This is a genomic window from Noviherbaspirillum aerium, from assembly GCF_008929045.1.
Classification (GTDB): domain Bacteria; phylum Pseudomonadota; class Gammaproteobacteria; order Burkholderiales; family Burkholderiaceae_D; genus Noviherbaspirillum; species Noviherbaspirillum aerium.
Window position 1 is genome coordinate 1 of record NZ_VFAH01000035.1, and the last position, 25,621, is coordinate 25,621.

Below are 25,621 nucleotides of genomic sequence, written 5' to 3' on the forward strand. Positions count from 1 at the left end.
GTCCTTTGCGTGGCTTGAAAAGTGCAGAAGGCTATGGAAGAACTGTGAGCGAAAGCTGCATACCAGCGAACAGTTTATTGTCCTCGCGTTCCTCGCTCTCCTGCTAAAAAGATACTGAGCACGCTCTTAGCAGCCCCCGGGCAGCGACAGACATTTGTGACGGAGTGCATATGATCAGATACCAGTATGGACAGATGTTTAAAAAGCTTGGCGTGCCGGGGATGGGACGCCAGGGCTCGGGATGGTGCGCGGTCGATCCCTCGGGCACGCTGGTGCTGATGGCGGACCAGAACCTTTTTCACCGGGATAGCGACGGTAGGTGGTTGTATGAGGGAGTCGGCTATCCGAGTCTGCCCGAGAGTTCGCGCACCGCTGCGTCGAGCGTCCGCATGCTGGCCGATTACTTCCGGCCGCAACGCGAGATTCTGCTCCCAATCGGGATTTTCAGGAATGACGGCTGCGTACATCCCGACGGAACAGCGGAACCGGCCGAGTTCGATCACGCCACCGGCGATGTGTACCGCGCCACCATGCGGTCATTCGACCTGCAGACCGGCCACATTGTCTGTGAAGTGGTGTCAAAGTTCATCGTCTAGCCCTTGAAACACGCCGTCAGTACGCTTGACGATTCGCAGCGGCATGGATCTCAGCCGGTCGGCAACTCACCGACAGCAAACCCCAGGGTACGGCAATTTGCCCCTGTTGTATGCGGATGTACCAATGACGTATCAATGAGCGAAGTCCCTAGTCGTCATTTGATAAGGGCATTGCTTATGCCCTTGCAATAAACAATAGGATGCGGCAGATTATCTGAGCAATTTGAGAGCATCTTCGATTTGTTGACGGCTAACTGGCTTGGTTAGATGTAAGTCGAATCCAGCCATCTGGCTTTCTCGCTTGTTATCTTCACTCCCCCAACCGGTAATTGCAACCAACACAGTCTTATCGTTATCCCTAGCGGCTTTAATCGTTCGCGCAACTTCATTCCCACTAATATCGGGCAATCCGATATCGACAAAAACGAGCTCAATGTGGGTCTTGCATGCCAATTCCAAGCCTTCCAATCCAGTGTGTGCAGTCACAACTTCGTGTCCCTTGACACGCAAAAGCGTAGCTAGTGTTTCTGCAGCATCCACGTTGTCGTCGATGATTAGCAAACGACGAGTGACTTCATCGACCGTCATTGGCCTTGAAGGAGGAGCATCGCTGCTGTCGCCAGTAACCTGTTCTGGCGGAGCTACGACGGGCATTTCAACGCGAAACGTGCTTCCCAAATCGATGCCTGGGCTTTGCGCCGAAATTTCTCCACCGTGCATTTCAACCAGTTGCCGAGCGAGTGCTAAACCGATGCCTAAGCCGCCATGGGATCGTGTCATGTTCCGATCGACCTGAGTGAACATACCAAAAATCTTTGACAGCATCTCTCGTGGTATACCCATCCCGTTGTCAGTGACTTCGATAACAGCTCTACCATCCATCAGTTGTGTCGACAACGCAATGGTGCCATCGTCCGCCGTGTACTTGCTCGCATTGTTGAGAAGGTTGCTAAGTACCTGGGCCATGCGTGTTGCATCGGCATTGATGTGTAAGGCCTCAGTCGTGAGACTGATCGATAGGTGTTGGCGTCGTGCCTCAATCTTCGGCAACACCACTTCACAAGCGGATCTGGCCACGTCATCAATCTTGATGATCTCCCGCTTTAGAGAGATCTTGCCTTGATTGATACGCGATATATCAAGAAGATCGTTGATCAAGTGCACCATATGACCTAATTGGCGCTCCATGATGTCGAGCGTTTTTTGCGTACCTGGCTGCTCATGTGGCGTCATACGTAAAAGCTGCAGGCCCGCACTAAGGGGGGCTAACGGATTGCGCAACTCGTGGGCCAGCATAGCTAGAAATTCGTCCTTGCGACGATCTGCTTCGCGCAATGCTTCTGTCGCCCGCACTCGCTCGATATGCGCCCAGCTGCGTTCCACGACTGCTTCGACCAAGCCGATCTCACCATCGCTCCAGCTTCGTGGCTTGCTTTGGTGCACAGCCATCATTGCAACCAGCCGGTCATCCTTAACCAGGGGGCAGCAGATGATGGCCTTGATCCCAATCGCATTGAACATATCCGCGCCGTTATCGGCCAATAGCTCTTTATCGATATCTCGGAGAATAAGCGGATGACCACTATAAAGATCGGCTACCGCGCGAGAACCAAAAAGTTGCAACGAGTATTCACCAACGGTGCTTTGGGTGCCTGACTCGTGCCAGTCCTGTCGTATAGTGAACCGATCGCTATCTTGCTCGACATCTGCATAAGCGCAGCGTGTTGCACCAAGATATTGTGCCAGCATGCGGGTAGTCACGGTCATGATCGCGTGGGCAGAACCTGCCTCACGGGTGGCTTCGCTGATCCTATCCAGAAGTTGCAGCCGTTCTTCGGCATGCTTACGCTCGGTGATGTCGTAGGAGACTACGAGTGCAGTATAACGGTCGTCATTAGCGCCTTTGATTGGCGTCCCGTGAGAAACGAAATGACGGCCTCGAACCTCATGTTCACGACGGAATGGCTCACCCGCTAGTACGGCTCGATAGTCTCTGATACCTTGGGCGGTTTCATCCCTGCCAAACACATCAAAAATCGTGCGGCCTTCAATCTCTGAAGACGACATGCCGACCTCACGCAATGCCGTCCCGTCAGCAAGCCGATAACGGTAGTCGGCATCGACCACGAAAACTGCACCGTTAGGAAGATTTGCGGCAATGGCGCGGTAGAGATATTCGCTTTGGCGCAGCTTGTCATCGGCATGCTTGGCATCAGTGATGTCGGCGTTGGCTCCGACCCATTCCAATACAGACCCGTCGTCATGATAGACCGGGACAGCCCGGGCCAGATGCCATCGGTACTGACCATCTATGCGCCGCACACGGTATTCGATTTCATAAATGGCGCCGGTACGAATACAATCCTGCCACTGTTTGGCTGCCCGTTCACGGTCATCTGGATGAAGGGCGGTTAGCCAACCCGCGTCTTTCCACTGTTCGAACGTTTGCCCTGTGTACTGGCGCCATGACGGCGAGTCAGCTACCACTGCACCGGTATGATTCGTGGTCCATACTACCTTTGATGTAGCAAGGACCAACGATTCAAAGCGACCTTCGGAATGAATAGCCGCCTCCCTAGAGGTTGAGTAGGATAAGTGCTGTTGACGGTTCTGATATCGATGCCAAAACTGGAGTTTGGCTTGAAGGATCACAGGATCAACAGGGCAGAGAAAATGATCAACGTCTTCAAGCCCGTAAGCATCTTGCAATGAAAAATTGTTGGTCCGAGCCGGTGAGTCAGTAAGGAAAAGCAGAGGAACATCCGAGCTTTGCCGAATGTTTGCACCAATCTGCAGCGCATTACCGAGCGTTGTCGCGTCAATAAGTATCGCAAAAGTCGTGTCAAGGGGCGATACGAACTCGTGTTCTTTTGTGCTCTTGAGTGAGGCGGTAAGCCCAGCCGCATTGGTCATCCTCTGGACTTCCTCGATCAAGGAAGTATCTAGCGAGTAAACTTCGAGATTGTTTCGGTGAACTAACACGTGAGCCTTTTGGATTTTTATTGGGCGTATCTTTGCAGAAACAGAGGTTTTACCCAATGCCGTCCGACGAGGCACTCAGTTTGCCAAATTCTGCATTCCAAAGATAGAACTGACTATAGACAACTCGGAAGTTGTTTTAATTGCAATTCCAGCGTGCAATTTGCAGAAATTTCCATAAATAACCAGTCCATGCTTCAGCGCGGCTTGATTTTGGCATTTATGCTCGACCGTATAGAGAGCCGTATCAGCGCAGGTAACCAGCGAATTGAGCGAGTCCTCCGGCCGCTGGGTCGCCACCCTATAAGGAACCGATTGCATCGCAGCTCTGGGACTTTTACCGATGGGCACCAGCCCTTAAAGGTATGAAATTTATGTAGAGAATTAAATTATGACAACATTTTACGAGACTAAAAGGCCTTCCAATCGTTTCTCTATCGATTGTGGCTTGGGGCAATAGTGTACTCTTGATGGAATTCAGGCTTGTAATCATGAAATTATTCACCTTGTGCGTCTTGGGTCGGTTTAGGTGATGAATGGAACTCAAGCGATCGACAGTCATGAGAAAATCTGTCTATGATGACCCTCGACGATTACCAAGCACTGTTTCGGGCCTCGCCGTATCCCTATCTGGTGATGGCGCCGGACCTCACGATTGTTGGCGCTAGCGGTGCCTACCTGCGGTCGGTCCAGCGAACCGAGGAAGACATCGTCGGCCGCTATGTCTTCGAGGCCTTCCCTGAAGATCCCGATAACCCGAGCGCGACCGACATCGCAGAGGTGAAAGGATCGTTGCTGCGCGCTCTGGCAAAGGGTGAACCGGACACGACCGCTTTCGTACGGTATGCGGTCCCGGTAGAAACGCCGGAAGGCAGGAAGTTCGAGATGCGCTACTGGAGCACGGTGCATACGCCCGTGATGGGCGACGATGGCAAGCCTGTACTCGTAGTTCAGAATCCGGTGGATGTTACCGAACTATATCGATTCGACGAACAATCCCAGGTTGCAACGCTGCAGCTCACGTCGCCAGGCAGCAGTAACGCTGATAACTTTAATCGCGCACAGATGCACGAAGCGCTGTCACGTATCCTGAATAACGAGCGAGAGCACTTGCGGAGCCTGTTCAACCAGGCGCCAGGCTTCGTCGCGGTCCTCATGGGGCCGAAGCACGTCTTCGAGATGGTGAATGAAGCCTATTACCAACTGGTCGGGCATCGTGAACTGATCGGAAAGGCCGTTTGGGAAGCGTTGCCAGAGGTGGCTGGCCAGGGTTACGAGGAATTCTTGAGCCAAGTCTATACGACTGGAGAAGCGTGGGCGGCTCGCGCGATGCCGATCGCTGTCCAGCGGGAGCGCAACGGGCCGGTTACCCAACGCTATGTTGATCTCGTCTATCAGCCTTACAAAGACCGATATGGCACGACGATCGGTATTTTTGCGCAGGGATATGATGTGACTGACTCTGTCGAGGCCCAAGCCGCGCAGCGTGAAAGCGAGGAACGACTGCGCGATGGTATGGATGCGACAAAGATGGTGGTCTGGGACTGGAACCTCGCCACGGGCGAACTGGCATACTCTGACAACATCATGCTGGTGCTTGGGTGCTCGCCACCTAAAATGGATGTGATCAATGAGTATATCCATCCCGAAGACCGTGAAAAGATTGCGGCGGCGCATCGGCAAGCACTGGAGGGAGCGGGCACCTACCAGGAGGTCGTGCGCTTTAACCGTCCCGACAACGGCAGGCAGGTCTGGCTCGACAGTCGGGGGAAGGTGCAGTACGACAGCGCCGGCCGTGCTGCGCGCATGCGTGGCGTCACGGTGGATGTGACTGAACGCTACCAGGCTGAACTAGAGTTGCGGGAGGCGAATCGAAAAAAAGATGAGTTCCTCGCCATGTTGGCACATGAGCTGCGCAATCCGCTAGCGCCGATCAGCACGGCCGCTGAAATGTTGCGGATGATGGCTGTCAGCGATAGCGGTGTTCGGAAGGCGAGCGAGGTGATCAGCCGCCAGGTCAAGCATATGACGTCTCTGGTCGATGACCTGCTCGATGTCTCGCGTGTCACGCGTGGTCTGGTACAGCTGGAAATGGAATACGTCGATGTCAAGGCGGCCGTATCGAGTGCTGTTGAACAGTCCAGACCTCTAATCGAGGCACGGCATCATAGTTTAACTGTACGGACGGACTCATCGAATCCAATGGTCCAGGGCGACCGGACACGGCTGATACAGGTCATCGCCAACTTGCTGAACAATGCCGCGAAGTACACGCCGCAAGGTGGCGAAATAACGCTGACGGTCAGCTCTGACGACAAACAAATCAACATTAGCGTCATCGATAACGGCATTGGCATCGATGGTACGCTACTGCCGCATGTATTTGATCTATTTACACAAGCAGAACGAACGCCGGACCGTTCGCAAGGTGGGCTAGGCATAGGCCTCGCTCTTGTAAAGACGATGGTCGCGCTTCACGGAGGCACAGCGAGGGCATACAGTGACGGGCCAGGCTCGGGAAGTACTTTCACTATTACCTTGCCAGCCATTACTACAGGACAGCAGGAGCGGTTACCTGTCACGGGTGAGGGCTACAAGGGGATGCGGACAACCACCGTAAGTGTCATGATTGTCGATGACAACGTCGATGCGGCAGAGTCGCTGGCCGTCTTACTGGAGGCACAGGGCCACAGGGTCAATGTACAGTCGCATCCGCTTGCTGCAATCTTAGCTGCCAAGCAAGAACCACCCCAGGTTTTCATACTCGACATCGGTTTACCGGAGATCGATGGCTATGAACTGGCTCGGCGCTTGCGTGCAGACCAGACCACACGTGATGCACTATTCATCGCCCTAACTGGATATGGTCAAGCTCATGACCGCATTCTGTCCAGAGCTGTCGGTTTCGCGCATCACTTTGTCAAGCCGATGGATACGAGAGAATTGAGCGAACTGCTAATGAGGGTACACAAATGACCTGCTCGTGCGGGCGGTTAGTAATTAGAACGTGAACATGCAGCATGTCCGTTTGCAACCCGTTGCGTATGGGGACAAGTAGTCGTCGGTTTATAGGGACGGATAACAATTCCAATCCCTTATGACATTTCATCTTAAGCTTCGTGATGGCGTCCTAGTCGGTACCTCCTGCAGAAAAGGCCATTGCCACGCCCCCGTTTTCAGGAACTAGCCGACTGAGGGAGGTTCACCTCATCCAACGCGCATTGCAGTGACTTAAGGTTGAACGGTTTAGGCAGTACGCTGAATGGATGTGTGTACTGGTATTTTGACACTCCTCCATATCCAAATGAAAAAATGATTCTGAGCCTTGGGTTGAATGTGATTTTTCTCTGCGCCATATCGATGGAGGATGCGTAACATTGAATGGCGCCTTCCCGCAAAAGGGATCTCCCGCTTAGGACCGGTATCTCCATCTTCATTCAGGCTTAGCTAATTCCACACTGCGGCCCATCAACGACAATAACGTGAGTCGAAGTGCGAATCTGGAACGGCCATAAGCGGTCTGCTTTCAGGAGCGTGAAGCCTGACACTGAATACTCTGTAGTATGCCTTTAGCCCTTCAATTCTCAAGCATTCCAAAAGAGACAGTCAAGATCTTCCGCTGCAACTCAAGGTTGATAACTAACAGCACCCGCTAGTGCCTCGACTAGCTGAGCAACTTCGTATGGTTTCGCTAAAATTTTCACGCCCGGTAGCGCAATACGTTCCTCAGAGTACCCGGTAGCAAGCACCACTTTTATATTGGGATATTTCGCCCTTACCGCCTCGGCCAGAGCTCTGCCATTAGTGGAACCGGGCATCACAATGTCGGAAAACAGAGCATCGACAGTAACGCCTGACTCCAGCACTGCCAGCGCCTGGTCGGCATCAGCCGCAGTCAATACCGTGAAACCCGCCTGTTCAAGGGCAGGAACCACGGCGTCCGTTACAAGCGTGTCATCTTCCACGAACAAGAGCCGGCCGCGCGCGGCAGGTGTGGAAACTTCTCTTGCCGACTCCCGGTCTTCTACTACCGTACTGGTAGATCGAGGCAGATAGATGCTAACCGTCGTACCCTTGCCCTCGGAACTCTGCAGCAGCAAAACGCCCTGCGACTGTCGTGCGAAGCCATAGGCCTGCGGCAGCCCAAGTCCCGTACCTTCTCCTATTCTCTTTGTGGTGAAGAAGGGATCGAGCGCTTTTTCCATGACCTCGGGACTCATGCCAGATCCTGTGTCAATGACTTGAATGTGGACATAGTCTCCTGGTTGCAATTCAGGGGAAGGAGGACACAGCGTTTCGTTTTCCGCATGAATCCTGATCATTCCGCCAGCAGGCATCGCATCTTTGGCGTTGATCACGAGGTTGATCAGTGCAAGTTCAAATTGTGTGGGATCGACCTTGGCTGGCCAGAGCTCCTCGCAAATATCTATCTGTAGCTGTACATGCGAGGGAAGGGTGGTGCGCAGCAACTGCTCAGCCGTCGCAATGTGCGTGGTCAGGTTCCGCGTCTCCAGTTTTGCGTCCTGGATGCGCCCGAAGGAACTGAGTTTGCTTGTCAACGATGTGGCGCGCTCTATCGCTTTATTGCAGGTCTCGATGAGAGAGTGCACCCGTTCCTGGTTAGATACTATTTTGGCGAGCTGGAGGGCGGTAGCGAGTGTTTGCAGGAGATTGTTGAATTCATGTGCAATACCACCGGTAAGGCGGCCGACCGCTTCCAGCTTCTGTGCCTGTAACAGTGCGCGTTCGGCGCGCGCTGTACTGGCTATCGCTTGTGCTACCTGCCTCTCCAGTTCCAGTTGATGATCCCGGATCTTCCTGCTTGCCTCTGCCATGCGCTCGCCAACGGCATCCACTTCGACCAGCCCCTGCGTGTCATACGGCACTTCTTCACCACGCCCTAAACGATCCGCCGACTCACTCAGTTTTTCCATCGGCTTCATGACCCTGGCTGAGATTATCCGGGCGGCGATGAGGGCAAAGCCGAGCAAAAGCGCCATCACTGCTGCCAGGAACGCTGCGACGCGAAGAGGTGTTTGCCTCAATTCGGATTCCGGAATGCTCAACACGACAGTCCATTGCGCATGTGGGACTCGATGGAAGAAGGTCTTAACCGCCTGACCATCCAACGTCACACTGTGAAACATGCCTTCAGGCTGATCATTAAGCTGGCGCACAATGCTGTCGGTCGCGCGTCTTCCAACGAATTGTTCCGGATTCCTGGTGCGGCTTACGATAACGCCATTTCTGTCTACAATGACGCCCAGCCATTCCTTCGGAAAGCCCGCCTGCACAAGGAGCGACTGCATCTCACTGGCGTTGATGCTCATGACAAGGTAATACTTGATGTCGCCGGCGATCCAAACGGGCACCTGAAGTGCAAAGTCGAATGTGCCCCCTTGGCGAGCGCGAAAGACATCGGAGATGAGCGTTTGCTCCCCTCGGTGTTGCGCTTTAATTTCGGGAAGGTTAGACGAACGCGTTGCCGGCAACTCTGTGCCGAAAGGCACACGAGTGTTGAACAAGTACTTGTTATTTTTATCAATAAGTATGATTGCCGTCTCAGATGTAGGCGCGTTCTTCTTCGCAAAGGCATAGAACCCCTGAAGATCTCCTTGCTCAAGCACAGTGGAGTTGGCAAGTGTCTTCAAGATACCTTCTTGGGTTTGCAGGTTGTTCGCGACTAGAAGGGAAAAAGTACGTGTGGCCTCCCGCAGACCTCTCTCCTGACCCCGTTGCTCTTCCCGATAAACATACCAGACTGCAAGTATTGAAGCCAGCGCTGCAGGAATGAGCACGGACATGACAAGGATAAAGAGCTGCTTTCGAAATCGCATCTTGCAGAAAATTCAGCTTGAAAGGGGATTGAATATACAACAATCACATCACATGTAACCATAGAAGTTGGCTATCGGCAAGCGGCGTCCTCGTGTTGCTATCTTGGTTTGTCTGCATGAACGGTTCAAGGGGCGCGAGTAACAGGCTCGGCGCATCATCGATCCTGTTATCGTGAACAGAAGTACGGACGTGCACCGGGCTTACGAGCTGTCGGTATGATTTGGCTTTCAACTGGCGTGGATATCGTCGTATTTGTGAGCAGGTTTCCAGGCACCTTCGCTCAGCTCGTCTCGCCGATCATCGCTACCATTGGTATATCAGTTTCTACAGCGAACTGTTCGCGGTTGCGTCCCTAGGCTAAACCTCGTTAGTCTTCTGCAGCACGCCTCGCCTGTGCCGCAACCTCGAGCTTCGTGCGCTGCTATTCAATCTTGCCATGTGCCGCTATGCCAGCCGGAGTTTCTTGGCGAGTTCGGCGAGCTTATACGGCTTGTTCATGAAGGAAAATTCATCAATGCCGCTATGTTGCGCCTTCAAGGCAGGCAAGGGATAGCCGGACGCCAGCAGAATCTTCATGGCTGGTCGGAGCTCGCGAGCCCGCTTTGCCAGTTCAATACCCGTCATGCTTGGCATCATGACGTCGGAGAACAGAATAGCAATGTCCTTGGTCCGCTGCAGTATCTCAAGTGCAGCAGTTCCGCTATTGGCCGTAAAGACTTCGTAACCGATGCTGCGGAAGAGTGCCGCCGCTGTTTCCATGACGTCCGGTTCATCATCGACGACCAGTGCTTTCTCACTGGCGTCCTCAGTTGCAGCAGAAACGCCACCGCTTTCATCAAGTGCCGGTAGATATAGACTGATCGTGGTGCCACGGCCGATCGCTGATGCGATCCCCACGCTGCCTTCGGACTGCTGCATGAAGCCATACACCTGGCTTAGACCTAGACCAGTGCCTTTGCCAATCTCCTTGGTGGTAAAGAATGGCTCGAATGCACGTGCAATCACTTCCGGCGGCATGCCGGTTCCCGTATCCGTTACCGACACTTGCACATAATGACCAGCAGCCAGGCCAGCAATCTGTTGTTCAGCCAATGTCACGTTTGACGTGGCAATCTCGATGGCCCCGCCGCCTGGCATGGCATCGCGCGCGTTCACGACCAAGTTGAGCAATGCCGTTTCAAAGCGGGGAATGTCAACCATGACCAATTGCAGATCTTCTGCAAGATTCATGCTGAAAGCAATGCTGGAGTTGCCGGCGCGGCGTAGTACCGCCTCGAACCCGTTGATCACACTATTCAGATTGTGCTTTTCCGGACGCAGCGGCTGCTGCCGGGCGAAGGATAGCAGCTGCTGAGTCAGCGTGGCCCCACGGTTGACTGCGCGTTTCATGCTGTCGACGATCTTCGCGTCACTCGGCTCCGCTGTCTTTAGCGGCAGCACTTCCAGCCCGTTGCTAATCACGGACAACAGGTTGTTGAAATCATGAGCAATACCGCCGGTGAGCTGGCCAATGGCTTCCATTTTTTGTGACTGGAACAACGCCGCGTTCGCCCGTTCCAGGGCTTCCGCGGCTTCTTTCTTTTCCGTGATGTCGCGTGTGATCTTGGCAAAGCCAGCCAATGTTCCATCATCGTTGTAGATCGCATCGATGATGACATGCGCCCAGAACCGACTTCCATCCTTACGCACACGCCAGGCTTCGCGTTCAAATCGCCCTTCCTTGCCTGCAGTCGCCAGGGCGACTGCAGGCAATCCTGCGGCCTGGTCTTCCGGTGTATGGAAGCGCGCAAAAGAGGTGCCGATGATTTCTTCCGCGCTATACCCCTTGATACGTTGGGCGCCCAGGTTCCAGTTGGTGACCTCACCGCTAGGCGACAGCATGTAGATCGCATAATCCGTCACGCCTTGCACCAGCATGCGGAACCGCTGCTCGCTTTGCCGCAAGGCTTCCTGCGCGTTCCTGCGGTCGGTCACATCGCGGGTGATCTTGGCAAAGCCGATATGCTGGCCAGTGGTGTCGTAGATCGGATCGATGACCACGCTGGTCCAGAACTGTGTCCCGTCTTTGCGCACGCGCCATCCCTCTGATTCAAACTTGCCCTCTTTGAGCGCAGTCTCAAGTGCCTTACCTGGCAGGCCGGACTGCTGGTCCTCGGGTCTGTAGAACCGGGAAAAATGTTGGCCAATGATTTCATCGGCTGTATAGCCTTTGAAGCGTTGCGCGCCGGCATTCCAACTCGTCACAATGCCCTCTGGATTCAGCATGTAGATGGCGTAGTCGCTAATGCCCGAAACGAGCAATTGGAATCGACTTTCGACCGTCATTTTGGAGGACGGTGAGTGGGGCGTATCGTTCGAGATGTTGTCATTCATATAATACTTCGGGTGCAAGCTTGGCCAAGGAGCAATGGTACACTCGCGTGGCCAGATACGCTTGTATGATAAGCACTTTGAATTGCGTACCTTCAATTGCGGGTCGGTTCACACCCGCTTAGGCGACTTTCGCTGTTTCTCCATGAAAAATGATTTAGGTTAATGAGCCGTCCAATTCTGCTGGTTGAAGATGCTGCGAACGACATCGAGTTTGCGCTGTTGGCGCTGAAACGATGTGGAGTATCCAACGAGGTCATCGTTGCAAAGGATGGCGAGGAAGCGCTCGACTACCTTCTCTGTCGGGGAAACCATCAGCACAGGAGCACCGAAAACCCCGGCCTGGTGTTGCTGGACTTGAAACTGCCCGCCATTGATGGCATTACTGTGCTCAGGACAATAAGAGCCACCCCAACGCTTGCATCAATCCCAGTCGTGGTCTTGACTGCGTCAGCCATCGAAGCTGATATTCATACGACGATTGCGTTGGGGATCGAAGAATATGTAGTCAAGCCAATGGATATACAGCACTTTATTCAGACCATGTGCGGTATTGCTTCAAGGTTCATCCGTCACTGAGGTCAATGAATGTAGCGCAGATCAGGCATTGCAGTATGAAGACATTCGGCACATGTCGATCCGCTTCAAGCGATTGTCGATTCAGATCGTTGCTCCAGTAGAGACGTATAGTTGGCAAGTGAAATGGTCGTTCACCACCCCGGCGCGGAAGTGATGGACCATTCTCGTCCTATGTCGCTTCGTTAAAAGCGCTGTTGAGGCCTTTCTTTTCCAGAACCAGCATGCCGTATGCACGCTGTAAGTACAAAGCGAAAAGACGATCATCACGCATCTTCGCCAGCGCATCTTCAGGCGAGTCGCAGAGACTGACCGCTAGCCCTTCGCGGCAAAGAGAAAATGTAATGTATGCCGTTCCAGCCGCGGAATGTTGTACCTCGGGCAGCGAAATAGTCCAGCCTGGTGCCGTTTGCCGCAACCATATACTGAAATCCTCAATCCGGGCGAGTCGTTCGCTCGTTTCATCATCTTGTCTCATTGAAATACAAAGCCCAGATATGCTCGTCCTGTAGATGGGCGCATTGCGCCCGCGTTACACTTTTAGACAGCGCGTAAGGAATCAGACAGACCTATGTTGCCCGCTAGTGTTCTAAGCAGCTCTATTGAGGCGCATCAAAGGATTCGCTTTACTCGACCGTGCTGGCGGCATACGACAACAAAGAGGGCGCGCTTGCCCAACTTATCTTTGTTGCCGCTTCTTGCCGGCTCGCCTGAACTAAATCAGACTGAGCAACTGTGGTGGCAGCTGCGGGTCCGCAGCTTGGCAAATCGATGTTACGACAGCTATGAGCAGCACGTTGATGCCTGCTGCGATGCCTGGGACACCTTCACTCAGATGACCCGGTGCTGTACCGTCATTAGGTACGCGCACCTGGGAAGGGGGTGTCTCGATGTCGTCGCGGATTAACCGCAAGTCACACCCGGTTCGTTCAGCGCTGTCCACAGCACGACGGAGGTAGGCCTGATCCATTGATAAAATGGCAATGCAGGCGAGCTTTGTGTGGCTACTGCTGGGCGCATTGTTTCATTGATGACAATTTCTTTGCTCTCTATTTATGCGATATATCAAACTGACAACATCCAGTTCGACGGGCATCTCTGTCACCATGCAGACTACGTTATATGGATTATGCATTCCGGGGTCCCCTCGTTTTTGCTGCATTTTACGACGGTAGCGCGACCAAGCATCCATGCGGGTTTGCGGCGAGCGCTATTCAAATAATCTCATTAAATCAATAACTTGCTGTCTACCCCTGCCTAAGGCGGTAAGATTCCGGTCCTTTCCTTTTTTGCAACGGAACAATGGACCATTGGCGCGTACCTTATCTTGGCTTGCGACAGATACCCTCCGATCTCACTGCCTTCGAACTGGACATCTTCTTTACCTTTTCGCCCAAGGAGATCGAACTGATTGACTCGCGGCGCTCGGACCTATACCGCCTGGCGCTGGCCCTTCATATCGGGTTCGTCCGCATGGCCGGACGTACGCTGGACGCGTACAAGCAAATTCCGAAGGTACTCTGGAAACACCTCGCCGAACGACTGAACGTACCTTCGCTCGACATAGGTACTCTGCGCTCGCTTTACGAAACGCGGCCGCGTACATTGGTCGATCATCAGCAGTCAGCCTATCAATGTCTTGGCTTTGGTGTCATGACAGAACATCAGCGCAGGTACCTTATCCGCTGGCTCAAGGAAACACTGAACGGACGCCCGAATCCTTCCATGCTGCTTAGCCAGATCAAGACCTGGTTATATGAGCATCGAATTCTGATTGCAGGCGACCGGTTGTTGAGGACGCTGATCGCCGAGGCAGTTCGCGCCCATGAAGACGGATTGGAGCAGGTTCTCCTGGACACGGTAGGACCAGTACTATCCGACTACTGGAACGAACGATTGGTCGCCCGAACGCAAGACCGCGTCAGCTTACAGGAATGGCTATGGTCTGTTCCAGTTCGGAACTCTACCGTGCAAATGAACGAGTTGTTCGGCAAGGTCCAGTTCCTTCGGCTTCTTCACGTGGATGCACAATGGCCGGAGGCAATCAACGAATCCTTGATTCGTCACTATGCACGACGCTGCGCGAGCCGAACGCCTTCCGCCAACAAACGCTTGGCTCCGCAAACAAGACGGATTGAAGCTGCCTGTTTCATGCGTTACTCGCTATGCGCAGCGACCGATCACCTCCTGCAAATGCTACGAAGGTGGCTGGCGGACGTGACCAACGACGCCGGCAAGCAAATTGACAACGGCCGTCAGGATGATGCAAAGACGCTTGCCGAACTCGTGCAGGCAATCAAGGAACTGGCCGCTAGTCCCGAGTTGGCGGCTGACGAGCTACGCGCCTCGCTGCAGGAACTCGCGGACAAAGCGCTGCCACGTCGGGCATCAAGCCGACGTAAGCTTGTGCGTCTGCAGCTAATGACGAAGAGTACGCAGGCCAGAAAGGTGCTGCGCAAGCTCGTCGCGCTTCCATTTGCTAGCGAGACGCCGCACCGGCTGCTTGATGCGCTTGCGGTTCTTCGCGAGTTATACGGCAAGGATGATGTTAGCAATGGCTTGCCACACGAAGTTCAAATCGACTTGGGTAGACCATGGCATGACCTCATTCATGGACAGGATCGGGTCAATGCACTACGTGCCTTTGAATGGGCAACGCTGTTCGGGCTGCGCGTAGCGTTGCGTAACGGTTCCGTCTACATCAATCACAGCTTTTCCTTCCGCAGCAGAACCACCTTACTGATTCCATCGACGGAATGGCAGTCCAAGCGTAATCATTTTTACGGACACCTAGCTTTGCCACAGGACCCCCAAGTCTATCTGGATCAGATCGTAAAACAGTTAAACCAGGGCATGAAGCGCCTGGATGCAGCCAGCCGGGCAGGGGAGGTGGCCATCGACAATGATGGCGTGCATCTGGCACGGCTCGCTCCTGACACCGAAGACGCGCATGTTGCAACCTTGCGTCGAGCCATATTCGAGGGTCGTCCTACTGCGCAGCTGCCACGCCTCCTGCTTGACATAGATAGCCACGTTCGTTTTTCCTGGATTCTGCTTGGCCGTGAACCGCAGTCCCGCTCGGAATTGCTACTGACATACGCTGCTATTCTTGCACATGGCACATCACTTTCAGCGGCCGATGTGTCGCGTATGATCCCGGAATTGTCGTCTCAGGCGATCCGGCAGATGATGGACAAGATTGCCGACGAACGGCTTCTGAGGGATGCATCGGACGCTGTTCTCGCTTACATGCACCGCCATCCGGTCGCGGCGCACTGGGGCCGTGGCGATCTGGCATCCGCCGACATGATGAGCCTGGAGACTTCACGCTCGGTATGGCAGGCACGCGCGGATCCGCGCAGACGGACACCGTCGATCGGCGTCTATACTCACGTACGGGACCGGTGGGGTGTCTTCTACGATCAGCCGATCCTGTTGAAGGAGCGCCAGGCTGGTGCGGCACTTGAAGGGGTAGTGCGCCAGGGCAGTACCAGCGATGTCGCGCAATTAGCCGTGGATACGCATGGCTATACGGATTTCGCCATGGCGATGGCCAAGGCGCTACAGTTTGACCTATGTCCGCGTCTGGCCCATGTGCGTGAACGCCGGCTGTGCGTGCCGAAAGGCCTTGCTGTTCCTTCAAGTATTGTCCCCGTTGCGACCAGCAGCATTGATCTGGACGTCATCCGCGACAACTACGACGAATTTGTACGGGTTGCGGCATCCATTCAAAATGGACGCTGCACAGCAGTTCAGGCATTGCAACGCTTTGGCAGTGAAGCTCGCAGCGAGCCGGTGTACGCTGCCGGCGTCGCGCTAGGACGATTATTGCGTACCATCTTCCTGATTGACTACCACACCAATGCATCGTTCAGACGAGAGCTGCAACACGCGCTCAATCGTGGAGAAGCTGTCCATGTCGTACAGCGTGCTATTCATATTGGGAAGATCCCGACCGACCTTGCCAAGCGGCCAGAGGCGCTTAACGCTGTCTCGTCAAGCTTATCGTTGTTGACCAACGCAGTGATGGCCTGGAACACCCGGCATATGCAGCAAGCCGTTGACCAGATAGAAGCGAGGACTGGAGAGGCGTTAGTTCCAGACGATTTGCGCAGGATTGCGCCGACAGCACTGGAAGGCATTAATTTGCGGGGAACGTTCGATTTCCCTTTAGCAGAGTACGAGCATCGGATTCTGCCGACCAGCTCAGCGGTACCTGCTACTGGAACCTGATTCGCCAACAGACGCATACCGAAGCTGGCCAGCTTGGATACAGTGCCGGAAGCGGAAAAGGGGGGTAGACAGCAAGTCATTGATTTAATAAGACTATTTGAAAAGCACCTCCCGCAAACCCGCATAAACGCTAGGTCCGCCTACCGTCGTAAACTGCACGGAAAACGAGGGGACCCCAATTTCCAAAGACAAAGGTTGAGCTAGCCTCAGCAGTCGCCAAGAAAGGCGTGGCTATTTCTGGCATGGCCGCAAAAACCCTCGGTTCTGAGGGTCTTGAATTTGTAAATTTCGCGACAGGTCAGACACTGAAATCAATTGGTTTACTTAAGGTTGCCGGTATGACTCCTGCAAAAGCCTCGATGTATATCACACTCACGATGGCCGAAAAAGTCGTCTCAGCTGCAGGACTCGGACAGATTGATAAGTGCAAGATGGCAATCGCCACGCTTGCTTTGTCCACTGGAGCAGGAGCTTTTGTTTGTGTCGGGTCGCTAGGCATTGGTTGCATTGCTGGAGCTATTGCAGTGGCTGCAGACGCATTCAACGTGTATGGCCAGTGCAGTGCACCTAATGCACCTAAATAAAATTTCCTATGCAAACGCTACGTACAACTAATAGTTCATCGAGTGTGAGACTCACAATCAAAAGGGGAGATGGCGATGCGTTGAAGCTGCAGTTTTCCAGCCCTGCGCTCGTGATAACAGTAATTCTTTCAAAGTGAACGATTGCAAAGGGTCGCCTCCACAAATGATTCTGCCTAACGCCAACGGCCGGAATTGAATAAGAAGCAGCCGAATTCGAGATTCTTGCGCGGGCAGGATAGATCGGCATCCCGAAATTCCAGGCTTCCGTCAAACAGGGGTACATGGGTTGTCAACCTTCAGTGTCAGAGAAAATTCTGACCAACCGCGTTGTGATTGGAAGGGATTGAAGCTCCTTCGCATTTCCTTGCGAAAATATTCCGCCATGGTGGCAATGTTGACAATGCGATATGAAGTAAGTGTGGAGCGTAGGTCTGGTAACGAAAACAGTCCCGTCATTGTAAAAGGGGAGTGCCCAACCGCGCTAACGCCCGGAAGGTGCAATTCCCCCGTTGAACCCGGTTGACAATTACCGTAACGCGTCGGGGCGAATGATGGGCTCGAACACAAGTTCTGGCAGGATCACCTCCCACTGCTCGCACCGGAGCGACGCCTGGAACGTCGGATCGCTGTCCTTGCACCGTCTTACGATGACGCTGTTCACCTTGCCAGACAAGAACCGCATGCCATCGGGAATCCGAAACGATCGCGCGAGGCGGCCGACGACGCGGCGCTTGTCGTCCATAATCTCCCATTGTTCGGCGTTCTGCTCGAGCGTGACCGGGCTGTCGGCGGATAGCGATGCAATCGCGGCATGGAGAGGATCCTGTTCATGGCGCCGACCAGCATAACCGAGATCGACATGTTTCAATGGCAGACGCAGGTAGCGCCTGCGTAACGCTTGTTGCGGCAGCAACGGCCGCGGTGGCCGGCGAATCATGACAGCTGGATTCGTAAGCAGCTCCTCGCAGAACCCTTGGCGACCATCGAGCCTGGCTAGAATTAGTGTACTGCGCGCACGGGTCATGGCAACGTAATAGAGCCGCCGCGGCGCATCGCCATCCTCAGATGGGCCTGAGCGTCGCCAATTGCCGTCCAATACTGCGACATGGTCGAACTCTAGGCCCTTGGCACGGTGCGCCGTCAACAACAGCAATCCGTTTTGCCGGCGCCTGACCTCTTGCCCCCATTCCGCCAGCCACTCGTTAAAATGATCCACCAATACTTCGGCATGCGTTGTCTCAGCTGCATAGTGCTCGGCGGCTTCCAAGAGTAGGGTCCACCAGGGATTGGTCGACTGCCCCAGCAACCATGACTGGATCTCGTCGATGGTGACGATGGTTCCCGGGCGGCCACGCAGCCATGCGACCAAGGCGCGCGTTTCCCGCAGCTGCCAGCAGTGTGCGGTGTCTTCATCTGCCATCTGCACAGGTATGCCGTGCTGTTCGCAGTAGGCACGCACTGGGTCAAGGGTCTTCCACTCGCGCGCGATGATGGCCATGCGGGACCAATCCCGCTCAGGCGAGAGCTCGAAGAGGCGACGCATCTCGGCCATGACGGCCTCTGCTTGGGACAAATCGTCTTTACCCGCCTCGACGATCAGCACCTGTCCATGCCCTACAGGGTCCAGCTTCGCCCATGCCCCTCCAGCGTCTTCACTGCCGCGCCTGTGGTTGACGGTGATTGGGTGGTCCGCTTTCATGCGGTTCAGTGCAGGTGCGATGACCTGGTTCGATGCCGCGATGATATTACCGGTCGATCGGTAGTTCTCGACCAGAAATACCGGTTTAGCAGCGTAGTCGTCCTCGAAGCGGCGAATGAACTCCACGCTGGCGCCGTCGAAGGCATAAATGTTTTGATCGTCGTCTCCGACGGCAAACAGCGAGAGACGGCCATCCTCCTCGGAACGGGCGCGCCCCGCCAATGCCGCGATGAGTTCATACTGGTCCAGTCCGATGTCTTGGTATTCATCGACCAGGATCCATCGGAATGAAGCGAGTAGACGATCGCGCAAAGCATCGGCCTCGTCAATGGCCGCGCCTTCGCCCTTGAGCAACGCCACCGCCTCACGCATGACCGATTTGAAGGCTTGTTCGTCTTTTGCCGCATGCTTGCGGAAGCTGGTCCCGGTGAGGCGCATGGCGAATGCGTGGCAAGTCATGACCACGACGCCTTTCGCATCATCACCAATTAGACTTGCCAAGCGGCGACGGATCTCGACAGCGGCGTGGCGGTTATATGCGAGGGCCAGAATGCCGCGGGGATTTTCACGTCTGACCCGCACCAGATAGGCGATCCTGTGCACCAGGACCCGTGTCTTGCCCGAGCCGGGGCCAGCCAGCACCAGCACATTGGTTTGCTCACGATCATCGGCGACGATGCGCTGCTGTACCGGGTGGTTGAGGCTGTCGACGATCGCTGCGTAGGAGGCGGGCAAGGTCTGCTGCTCCAGTTCCTTTTGCTTCAGTGGCAGCCAGCGGCGCAGAAACTCCTCCTTATCCAACTTGAAGTAGTCGTTGGCGAGGCGTAGCGCGTCGTTCATTTGTTGCAAGCCGCGCTGCGCATATTCCGCCATGACGTGAATTTGCACGACCTGCTCGTCGTAGTGCATCTTCAGAGGCGCAAAGTCGGCTTTGATAAAACCGCGTCGCTCGCTACCCAGCCGGATGGTCATCGCCGGCCTAAAAACAGCCAGGCCTTTGTTGAGCCGGATAATGTCCTGTTCGTGTAGCCAAAGTAGGGCACGGTCTAGCAGCTTGGCGGAATCCTTGACCTGGCTGACCAGAACGACATCGGTCTTGAGTGCGGCATGCAGGGCACCGAGCGTGGTTTCGGCCAGCAAATCTGTGCCGCGGGCGCCGGAGGGCAAGACCGAGATCAAGTGCTGCAGGACCAGGGCGGCCGCCTGGCGTCGCAAGTCCGCGGTCCTCGCCAAGTGTGTCCAATCGCGCTGCAACGTGACTTGGATGTTTTCAGCGTCGAGCCGACGCAGACGCAGGCTCCCTAGCCCACCATCTTCGTTACGACCATCGCTCGCGATGCTGTTGACCAGTCGGGAAATCTTGTCCGGAAGAGCCCCAGCGTGACCATGGTCCTTAAGCGCCTGAGTGGTATGCCGTAGCTGCAGCAACGAAGTTTCCCCCTTTTGCAGGTCTGGAGCGACTTCCCGCATCAGATCGATGAGGCCGTTTTCCAGGGCGATCGCTTCCTCCAGCCGCTTCTGGGAGGAGCGATTGACTCCACTGTGCACGAAGGCGGTCAGGCCTGTGTCGTTGCTGGCAATACCCAGTCGTTCGAGGTCATAGAGCGCGGTGCGCAGCTTGCCAGCGGAGAGGCCAGCTACACCCATCAACTCGTCGGTGGAAATGCCCTCGTCGGCCTCAGCCGACAGCATGGCGTAGATGATGGCCAACAGTTGGCGACGGTAATCGTCGAACAGTGCTTGCTTCTTCAGCTTGTCTCTTGCCTCGTCCATCGTCGCTATCCGCAGCGACGATGGGAAGACTTGAACGTGGTTTTCTTCACGGGTCAGAAGCGCAGCTTCCTCCAGCCAGGAAATAGCGGTCCTAACCCGGGTGTCGTCCGTGGCCGAATCGCGCTCGAAGTCACCCTCCGCATCTTCGGCAAGGATCTCACCCGCGGTCGCGATCACCTCTCCGGTTGCCTGCTTCTTGCGCTCCAGCGCACGTAGGGACTTAAGGACAGCCTGGATTTCCTTCTGAGTCAACCGCGAGCGCGCCGACATGCTGAACTGGCGCTCCACGTCCTCAGCTGTGTAAAGCGCGATACAGCGTGCGGGTGCCCGGTCGCGGCCGGCGCGCCCAGCTTCCTGCAGGTAGTTTTCCAGAGAGCCCGGCATGTCGGCGTGGATCACCAGGCGCACGTCCGGCTTGTCAATGCCCATGCCGAAAGCATTGGTGGCAGTAATGACCCGCAATTCCCCCTCCACGAAGCGTCGTTGAACGTCCTTCTTGGTCTCGGGCGGCAGGCCGGCATGGAAAAAGTCGGCTGCCAAGCCTTTCTCTTGCAGGTATTTGGCAATTTCCTCGGTCTGCTTACGGGTGGCGCAGTAGATGATCGCGCCGCCGGGCATGTCTTCCGGCAGTTCGCTCTGCAATATCTGATGCAGGTGGGGAAACTTGTCGGCCGGTGTGGTCGGCACCACTGCAAAATCAAGGTTGTCGCGGCTCGCGCCACCGTCGAAGACGGTCAATTCGATACCAACCTTGGTGCGAAAGTGCTCAAGCATGTCTACGACCACGTCTGGCTTAGCCGTGGCAGTTAGGCAGAGTACTGGGGCGGCGACGTCCCCCTTTGCCGATTCCCGAATGAAGCGGCCGACGTAACGGTAGTCGGGACGGAAGTCATGACCCCACTTCGAAATGCAGTGCGCTTCGTCCAATACCCACATGCCAATCTCGCGTTGCGCCAACACCTTACGTACGGCCTTGCTGCGTAGCTGTTCAGGCGCGACGATGAGAATCCCGACGTCACCCAGCCGCACCCGGTCGAGCACGTCGGCGCGCTCCGGGAGGGATAGCAAGCCGTTGATGGCGGCGCACACACCAATTCCCCGCGCTTCTAGGCCAGCTACCTGATCGGCCATAAGGGCAATAAGCGGCGAAATGACGACCGTCAGCGCACCGGTCTTGTCAAAGCGTGATAAGGCCGGAATCTGGTAGCAGAGCGATTTCCCAGTGCCTGTTGGCAAAATGCCAAGAACATGGTGTCTCCCCATGGCTGCTTCGACGATCACTTCTTGCAGAGGACGACCGGAAGCATCGGCGGGTTGCGGCCGGAACTCGGGGAACCCAAACCAACGCTTCAACTCCTTGCGTGGGTCGTGCCGCTCACGACACCATGTACAGTCCGGAGCGCTGCAAGCGGTATCACGCAACCGGCGTACGATGTGGCCAGCTTCTGGATACTGATGGCGGACCCATGGTGGCATCACCGAGTTGCCGCCAGCGACGGAAAGCCAGGCCAAGGCGTAGGCTAGCGGCCAGCCGTGGGTTTTTGCCGTGGCAAGAATCTCACGTGCGCTAGTCTCGCAAGCCTGGCCCTGGATGCGACGGCCTATGGCGATGTGCGCTTCCTCATCGGTGGGACGGGCAGCACGCCGCACGGTCAGAAAGAAGGCGTTCAGGCCCGAAACCGTGTTGTCCGAAGTGGTAAGCCAATGCCATGCAGTGACCAGGTCAGGGTCTTCCTGCGCCAACTCCTTGAATGCTACGAGCTGATCGCGAAAGACATCGATCGTAAGCCGGGCATCAAGTTCAGGATTGTTCAACTGCCCGCGTTGCAGCTTCCCGTCCTGATAATGCTTGACCAGGCGATGGTAGGGGTTGCGTGGAAATGCCAGCGGGTTCAGGCAAAGCGTATCGATCGTCGGCAGGCTGAGCAAGCGAAGATCTGGCTTGACGGCGGCGAGGTGCGGCCGATCGAAGGCAATGATGTTATGGCCGAGCAGGAAGGAGGCACCATCGGCAACCTCATCGAGCTTGGCCAGCGCCGCCAGCAAATCACCCTTTTGATAAACGTAGGATGCGTCGGTGTCACCCCTGACCCCGGCAAAACGGTGGATCTTCGCGTCTTTGATGCCAACCTCGAGATCGACGGAGACGCAGCGCGGGTTCAACGCGGGGCGCTGCGATGGCGAAAGCGATGTGACTGGCAGGGCCGCGTTCGACTTGGCATCTTGATCTTGATGCTCTCCGTCGACGCGGGAAGGTTCAATAGAATGTAAGGCTGGCGTCGTCACAATGAGAGCCCTGAAAGAGATATTGCCCGAAACGAGGCCCTCATTATGGCCTTTCTGTACACCTAGCTTCACATTCTACTTGTTAAGTTGCCAATATGAAAGAACTGGAGATCTGCTAAAAACCCATTTCTTGGGTTGAGGGGAAGACTTGGCTGATTGAGGTACTAGCGCCGAAGCGGGATCGGCACTACGACGGCGCCGCTTAAGCGAGTGTTTTGATGTACAGCCTCGACTTCTGAAGAATCGTCGCCTTAGCGCTTCTTGCATGTTGCCGGCTACCACTTATCGACATTGCACTGCTCGGACACCCGTGCCGGCGTAGAAATGCTGGAGAGGTAGGGCCTGCCCGCCTCTGGCTGGGCTGCGCAAATCCTTGACGCTCCGATTCAAGAAGGTGAACGGCTTTTAGCCTGAGCGGAGTTTTTTCGAGGTTTCGGCGGCTGAAGTGCTTCGACTAGGCTGAGTCCGCGGGCAAGTCGTTTGTAGACAGTTGATGTGTTCATCCCCAAGCGACGAATCCATTCTGTGATAGGGTGTGATTCGCCGTTCATTTCCACTAGCACGGTGCTGCGGCGGTTGAACGAATGCTCTTTTGCGGTAACCCAGTGACAGTTTTCCGGAGAATAGTCCTTGCGGGTGTCAAGGCGCCCGAAGCGATGATCTGGGCTTGGACGCTCTCCCATGTCTGCCAAAAAATTGGGGAATGATTCAAGCCAGCGCTCGCACACCCTTATGCCAAGACCACCGCAAATTGCGTATCTCGAATTATTCGGGTTATAGCAGCGTTGTTTCATTCCCTGCCATACGTCCCATTCAATAGAGTCTGATTTCCCATGGTCGGTGAACGCCTTTTTCGCGAAGTCGACTCTTTTGCATTTGCAAGACTGCGTTCGCCCATTTAATAAGCTGCTGCCAGCCACCACAGCAGCACTTCCGCAGTCACAAACGCAGTTCCATTTCGCAGTTTTCCGTGGCTCTTTCGGCGCTCTTGATACCACAACAAGCCGTCCAAATCGTTGACCAACTAAGTTTTTGAGGCCTTCCATGAGAGCTTAGAGTTCAAGATGAAGCTGGCATTTTACTAGGGAAGGATCCGGTTCTTTAGTAGATTCGTCTGTTTTTAGACGGTCGGAAATAGCAGCAACGTCGGAGCCGCATTCGATGGCCACTACAGGTTTCTTGACGGGCAGGTGGTTTGTAGTTCGTCATTCTCATGGACGGCAGTGCTTGGCTCAAGCCCCCCTTGCTCTGCTACCTTTTTGTTCGCGAGTGTTCCACGACGCCGCAGTCACCGGCCAATCGCCTCCAGATCTCAGTAGAGCTGATGTTGTTCAACTATTACGGATAATTATGCCGACAGCCGATGCAACCAAATCCGTATGGTAGCGCTGCAAGTAATTGCTTTAGCAAGTGGGAATTTTGCCGTATCGGACTTTTTTACCACCGAAAAATTGCATTTGGGACATAATAGGGGTTGAGGTTACCAATGTTCAAACCTATGAAGATCCCAAGTCCGTTATACGAATTGGAGTCGTACGATCCTGTGCCTTTGCTCGATGCAATCAGCTTGGCTATATCGGTCAAGAGTGACAATGCTTTGGCCAAGGCATTGGGGATTACCCAAGGCGCGATGTCGAAGATCCGGAATAAACATAAGCCGATCTCGGCGGAGGTTTTGCTGAGGATGCATGATATTTCAGGGCTGAGCATCCGGCATATGCGCATACTCATGGGCGACAATCGCCGCTTGTTCTAATCACAGATTCAGAATTTTCCGTATGGCCCGTCCAAATCGTGTGCTAAAGCTAGATTCATATGACCCCAACCCATTGCTGGACAGGTTAAAAAGCTTCGCCCCGGGCCAAAATGATATTGGATTGGCGAGTGCACTAGGAGTCACGAAAAGCATTATTTCGAAGATACGGAACAAGCATGCTGACATTTCAGCAGAAATGCTGCTCAACATGCACGAGATGTCAGGCCTGAGTATTCGTGAACTGCGCAACCTAATGGGGGATACGCGCCGCTTTTTCTAAGCACATGCCAGTTTAGCGCTTGAAAGCAGTTGGCCACCATTCCTCGATATCGGACGGATCAGCCAGGCCCTGTGGTTCGTCTTTGTACCAAAATTTACCGACAGGACGAAGCCAGGCAGCGCTGCGTTTTCTACCATCCTTTGTCATCACGATGCACGGCTCTTCATTTCTGAGCAGTGGTAGGGCGTTGCTAGTTTCTATATGCATGCGATACCTTGGCTGTCAAAGTAGAACCTGTGCTTCAATAAGGAGTATTCGTGCTTATTCGTCTGGGGGCTGCTCCACTTACCGCATCAGCTCCTGCAGGAGATGTATCGAGGAGTTGCATTCCTCGGGCTGCAAAGTAAGCCATCATTATTCTCCGACCGCTGTGTTTCTAAATTCTGCCACAGTACGATCTCATAACAGCAATTTTCTAAGAAGTAGAACAGACTGCCATTAAGCGAATGAAGTTTCCTATGTGAAATATTTCGACATTATCCGACGACTGTCATTCGCTCCAGCCTGATCGAAGACGCGCAGAAGCTGGCATTTGACGAAATTCCACCGCAGGCCAAGACCGCCGGATCTAAACGGTCTAGCAAACAGCTAAATGACTGGCGGTCGCTGGTTGGCAGTTGGAGCGCTAAGCTTAGATGTATGCGCTTGCAC

At 54.6% G+C, this 25,621-nt stretch carries 13 protein-coding genes and 1 pseudogene; 8 read left to right on the plus strand and 6 right to left on the minus strand.

The window, feature by feature from the left end:
• A pseudogene (locus FH061_RS27645) lies at positions 1–118 on the plus strand (IS5/IS1182 family transposase); the annotation flags it as partial.
• Positions 119–170: 52 nt separating this feature from the next.
• Positions 171–596, plus strand: a complete 426-nt coding sequence (locus FH061_RS27650) for a hypothetical protein (protein ID WP_151639061.1) — start codon at positions 171–173, stop codon at positions 594–596.
• A 210-nt stretch (positions 597–806) separates the two neighbouring features.
• On the opposite strand, the gene FH061_RS27655 is transcribed toward FH061_RS27650, so the two are convergent.
• Positions 807–3,530, minus strand: a complete 2,724-nt coding sequence (locus tag FH061_RS27655) for an ATP-binding protein (RefSeq protein WP_151639062.1) — start codon at positions 3,528–3,530, stop codon at positions 807–809.
• Between the two features lie 621 nt (positions 3,531–4,151).
• Here FH061_RS27655 and FH061_RS27660 point away from each other — a divergent pair.
• Positions 4,152–6,551 carry a hybrid sensor histidine kinase/response regulator gene (locus tag FH061_RS27660; protein WP_151639063.1) on the plus strand — a complete coding sequence of 800 codons (2,400 nt, stop codon included), beginning with the start codon at positions 4,152–4,154 and terminating at the stop codon, positions 6,549–6,551.
• Between the two features lie 650 nt (positions 6,552–7,201).
• On the opposite strand, the gene FH061_RS27665 is transcribed toward FH061_RS27660, so the two are convergent.
• Together FH061_RS27665 and FH061_RS27670 are read right to left on the minus strand one after the other, a co-directional pair.
• A complete protein-coding gene (locus FH061_RS27665) occupies positions 7,202–9,379 on the minus strand; it encodes a hybrid sensor histidine kinase/response regulator (protein ID WP_192805287.1) in 2,178 nt (725 codons plus the stop codon).
• 478 nt (positions 9,380–9,857) lie between these two features.
• Entirely contained in the window at positions 9,858–11,786 is a 1,929-nt protein-coding gene (locus FH061_RS27670; RefSeq protein WP_225984930.1) for a hybrid sensor histidine kinase/response regulator, read from the minus strand.
• A 162-nt stretch (positions 11,787–11,948) separates the two neighbouring features.
• On the opposite strand from FH061_RS27670, the gene FH061_RS27675 reads away from it, so the two are divergent.
• Positions 11,949–12,362, plus strand: coding sequence for a response regulator (locus FH061_RS27675; protein WP_151639065.1), 414 nt, complete (start codon positions 11,949–11,951; stop codon positions 12,360–12,362).
• Between the two features lie 169 nt (positions 12,363–12,531).
• On the opposite strand, the gene FH061_RS27680 is transcribed toward FH061_RS27675, so the two are convergent.
• A complete protein-coding gene (locus FH061_RS27680; RefSeq protein WP_151639066.1) occupies positions 12,532–12,837 on the minus strand; it encodes a hypothetical protein in 306 nt (101 codons plus the stop codon).
• Between the two features lie 824 nt (positions 12,838–13,661).
• On the opposite strand from FH061_RS27680, the gene FH061_RS27685 reads away from it, so the two are divergent.
• Both FH061_RS27685 and FH061_RS27690 read left to right on the plus strand, forming a co-directional pair.
• A complete protein-coding gene (locus FH061_RS27685) occupies positions 13,662–16,592 on the plus strand; it encodes a Tn3 family transposase (protein ID WP_151639067.1) in 2,931 nt (976 codons plus the stop codon).
• Positions 16,593–16,834: 242 nt separating this feature from the next.
• Positions 16,835–17,176, plus strand: coding sequence for a hypothetical protein (locus FH061_RS27690; RefSeq protein ID WP_151639068.1), 342 nt, complete (start codon positions 16,835–16,837; stop codon positions 17,174–17,176).
• A 526-nt stretch (positions 17,177–17,702) separates the two neighbouring features.
• Here FH061_RS27690 and FH061_RS27695 read toward each other — a convergent pair.
• Together FH061_RS27695 and FH061_RS27700 are read right to left on the minus strand one after the other, a co-directional pair.
• Positions 17,703–23,006, minus strand: a complete 5,304-nt coding sequence (locus FH061_RS27695) for a RecQ family ATP-dependent DNA helicase (protein WP_225984931.1) — start codon at positions 23,004–23,006, stop codon at positions 17,703–17,705.
• A 314-nt stretch (positions 23,007–23,320) separates the two neighbouring features.
• Complete coding sequence (locus FH061_RS27700) at positions 23,321–23,980, minus strand: hypothetical protein (protein WP_151639069.1); 660 nt, start codon at positions 23,978–23,980, stop codon at positions 23,321–23,323.
• Positions 23,981–24,420: 440 nt separating this feature from the next.
• On the opposite strand from FH061_RS27700, the gene FH061_RS27705 reads away from it, so the two are divergent.
• Positions 24,421–24,690 carry a helix-turn-helix domain-containing protein gene (locus FH061_RS27705; RefSeq protein ID WP_151639070.1) on the plus strand — a complete coding sequence of 90 codons (270 nt, stop codon included), beginning with the start codon at positions 24,421–24,423 and terminating at the stop codon, positions 24,688–24,690.
• Positions 24,691–24,712: 22 nt separating this feature from the next.
• Positions 24,713–24,970, plus strand: coding sequence for a helix-turn-helix domain-containing protein (locus tag FH061_RS31935; protein ID WP_151639071.1), 258 nt, complete (start codon positions 24,713–24,715; stop codon positions 24,968–24,970).
• The last annotated feature ends 651 nt before the right edge of the window (positions 24,971–25,621 follow it).

Bases quoted from the DNA above. Each gene is read 5' to 3' on its own strand.
- FH061_RS27685 (WP_151639067.1), top strand. From the start codon at position 13,662: ATGGACCATTGGCGCGTACCTTATCTTGGCTTGCGACAGATACCCTCC.
- FH061_RS27675 (WP_151639065.1), top strand. From the start codon at position 11,949: ATGAGCCGTCCAATTCTGCTGGTTGAAGATGCTGCGAACGACATCGAG.
- FH061_RS27670 (WP_225984930.1), bottom strand. From the start codon at position 11,786: ATGAATGACAACATCTCGAACGATACGCCCCACTCACCGTCCTCCAAA.
- FH061_RS31935 (WP_151639071.1), top strand. From the start codon at position 24,713: ATGGCCCGTCCAAATCGTGTGCTAAAGCTAGATTCATATGACCCCAAC.
- FH061_RS27680 (WP_151639066.1), bottom strand. From the start codon at position 12,837: ATGAGACAAGATGATGAAACGAGCGAACGACTCGCCCGGATTGAGGAT.
- FH061_RS27705 (WP_151639070.1), top strand. From the start codon at position 24,421: ATGTTCAAACCTATGAAGATCCCAAGTCCGTTATACGAATTGGAGTCG.
- FH061_RS27650 (WP_151639061.1), top strand. From the start codon at position 171: ATGATCAGATACCAGTATGGACAGATGTTTAAAAAGCTTGGCGTGCCG.
- FH061_RS27700 (WP_151639069.1), bottom strand. From the start codon at position 23,980: ATGGAAGGCCTCAAAAACTTAGTTGGTCAACGATTTGGACGGCTTGTT.
- FH061_RS27665 (WP_192805287.1), bottom strand. From the start codon at position 9,379: ATGTCCGTGCTCATTCCTGCAGCGCTGGCTTCAATACTTGCAGTCTGG.
- FH061_RS27690 (WP_151639068.1), top strand. From the start codon at position 16,835: ATGGCCGCAAAAACCCTCGGTTCTGAGGGTCTTGAATTTGTAAATTTC.
- FH061_RS27660 (WP_151639063.1), top strand. From the start codon at position 4,152: ATGATGACCCTCGACGATTACCAAGCACTGTTTCGGGCCTCGCCGTAT.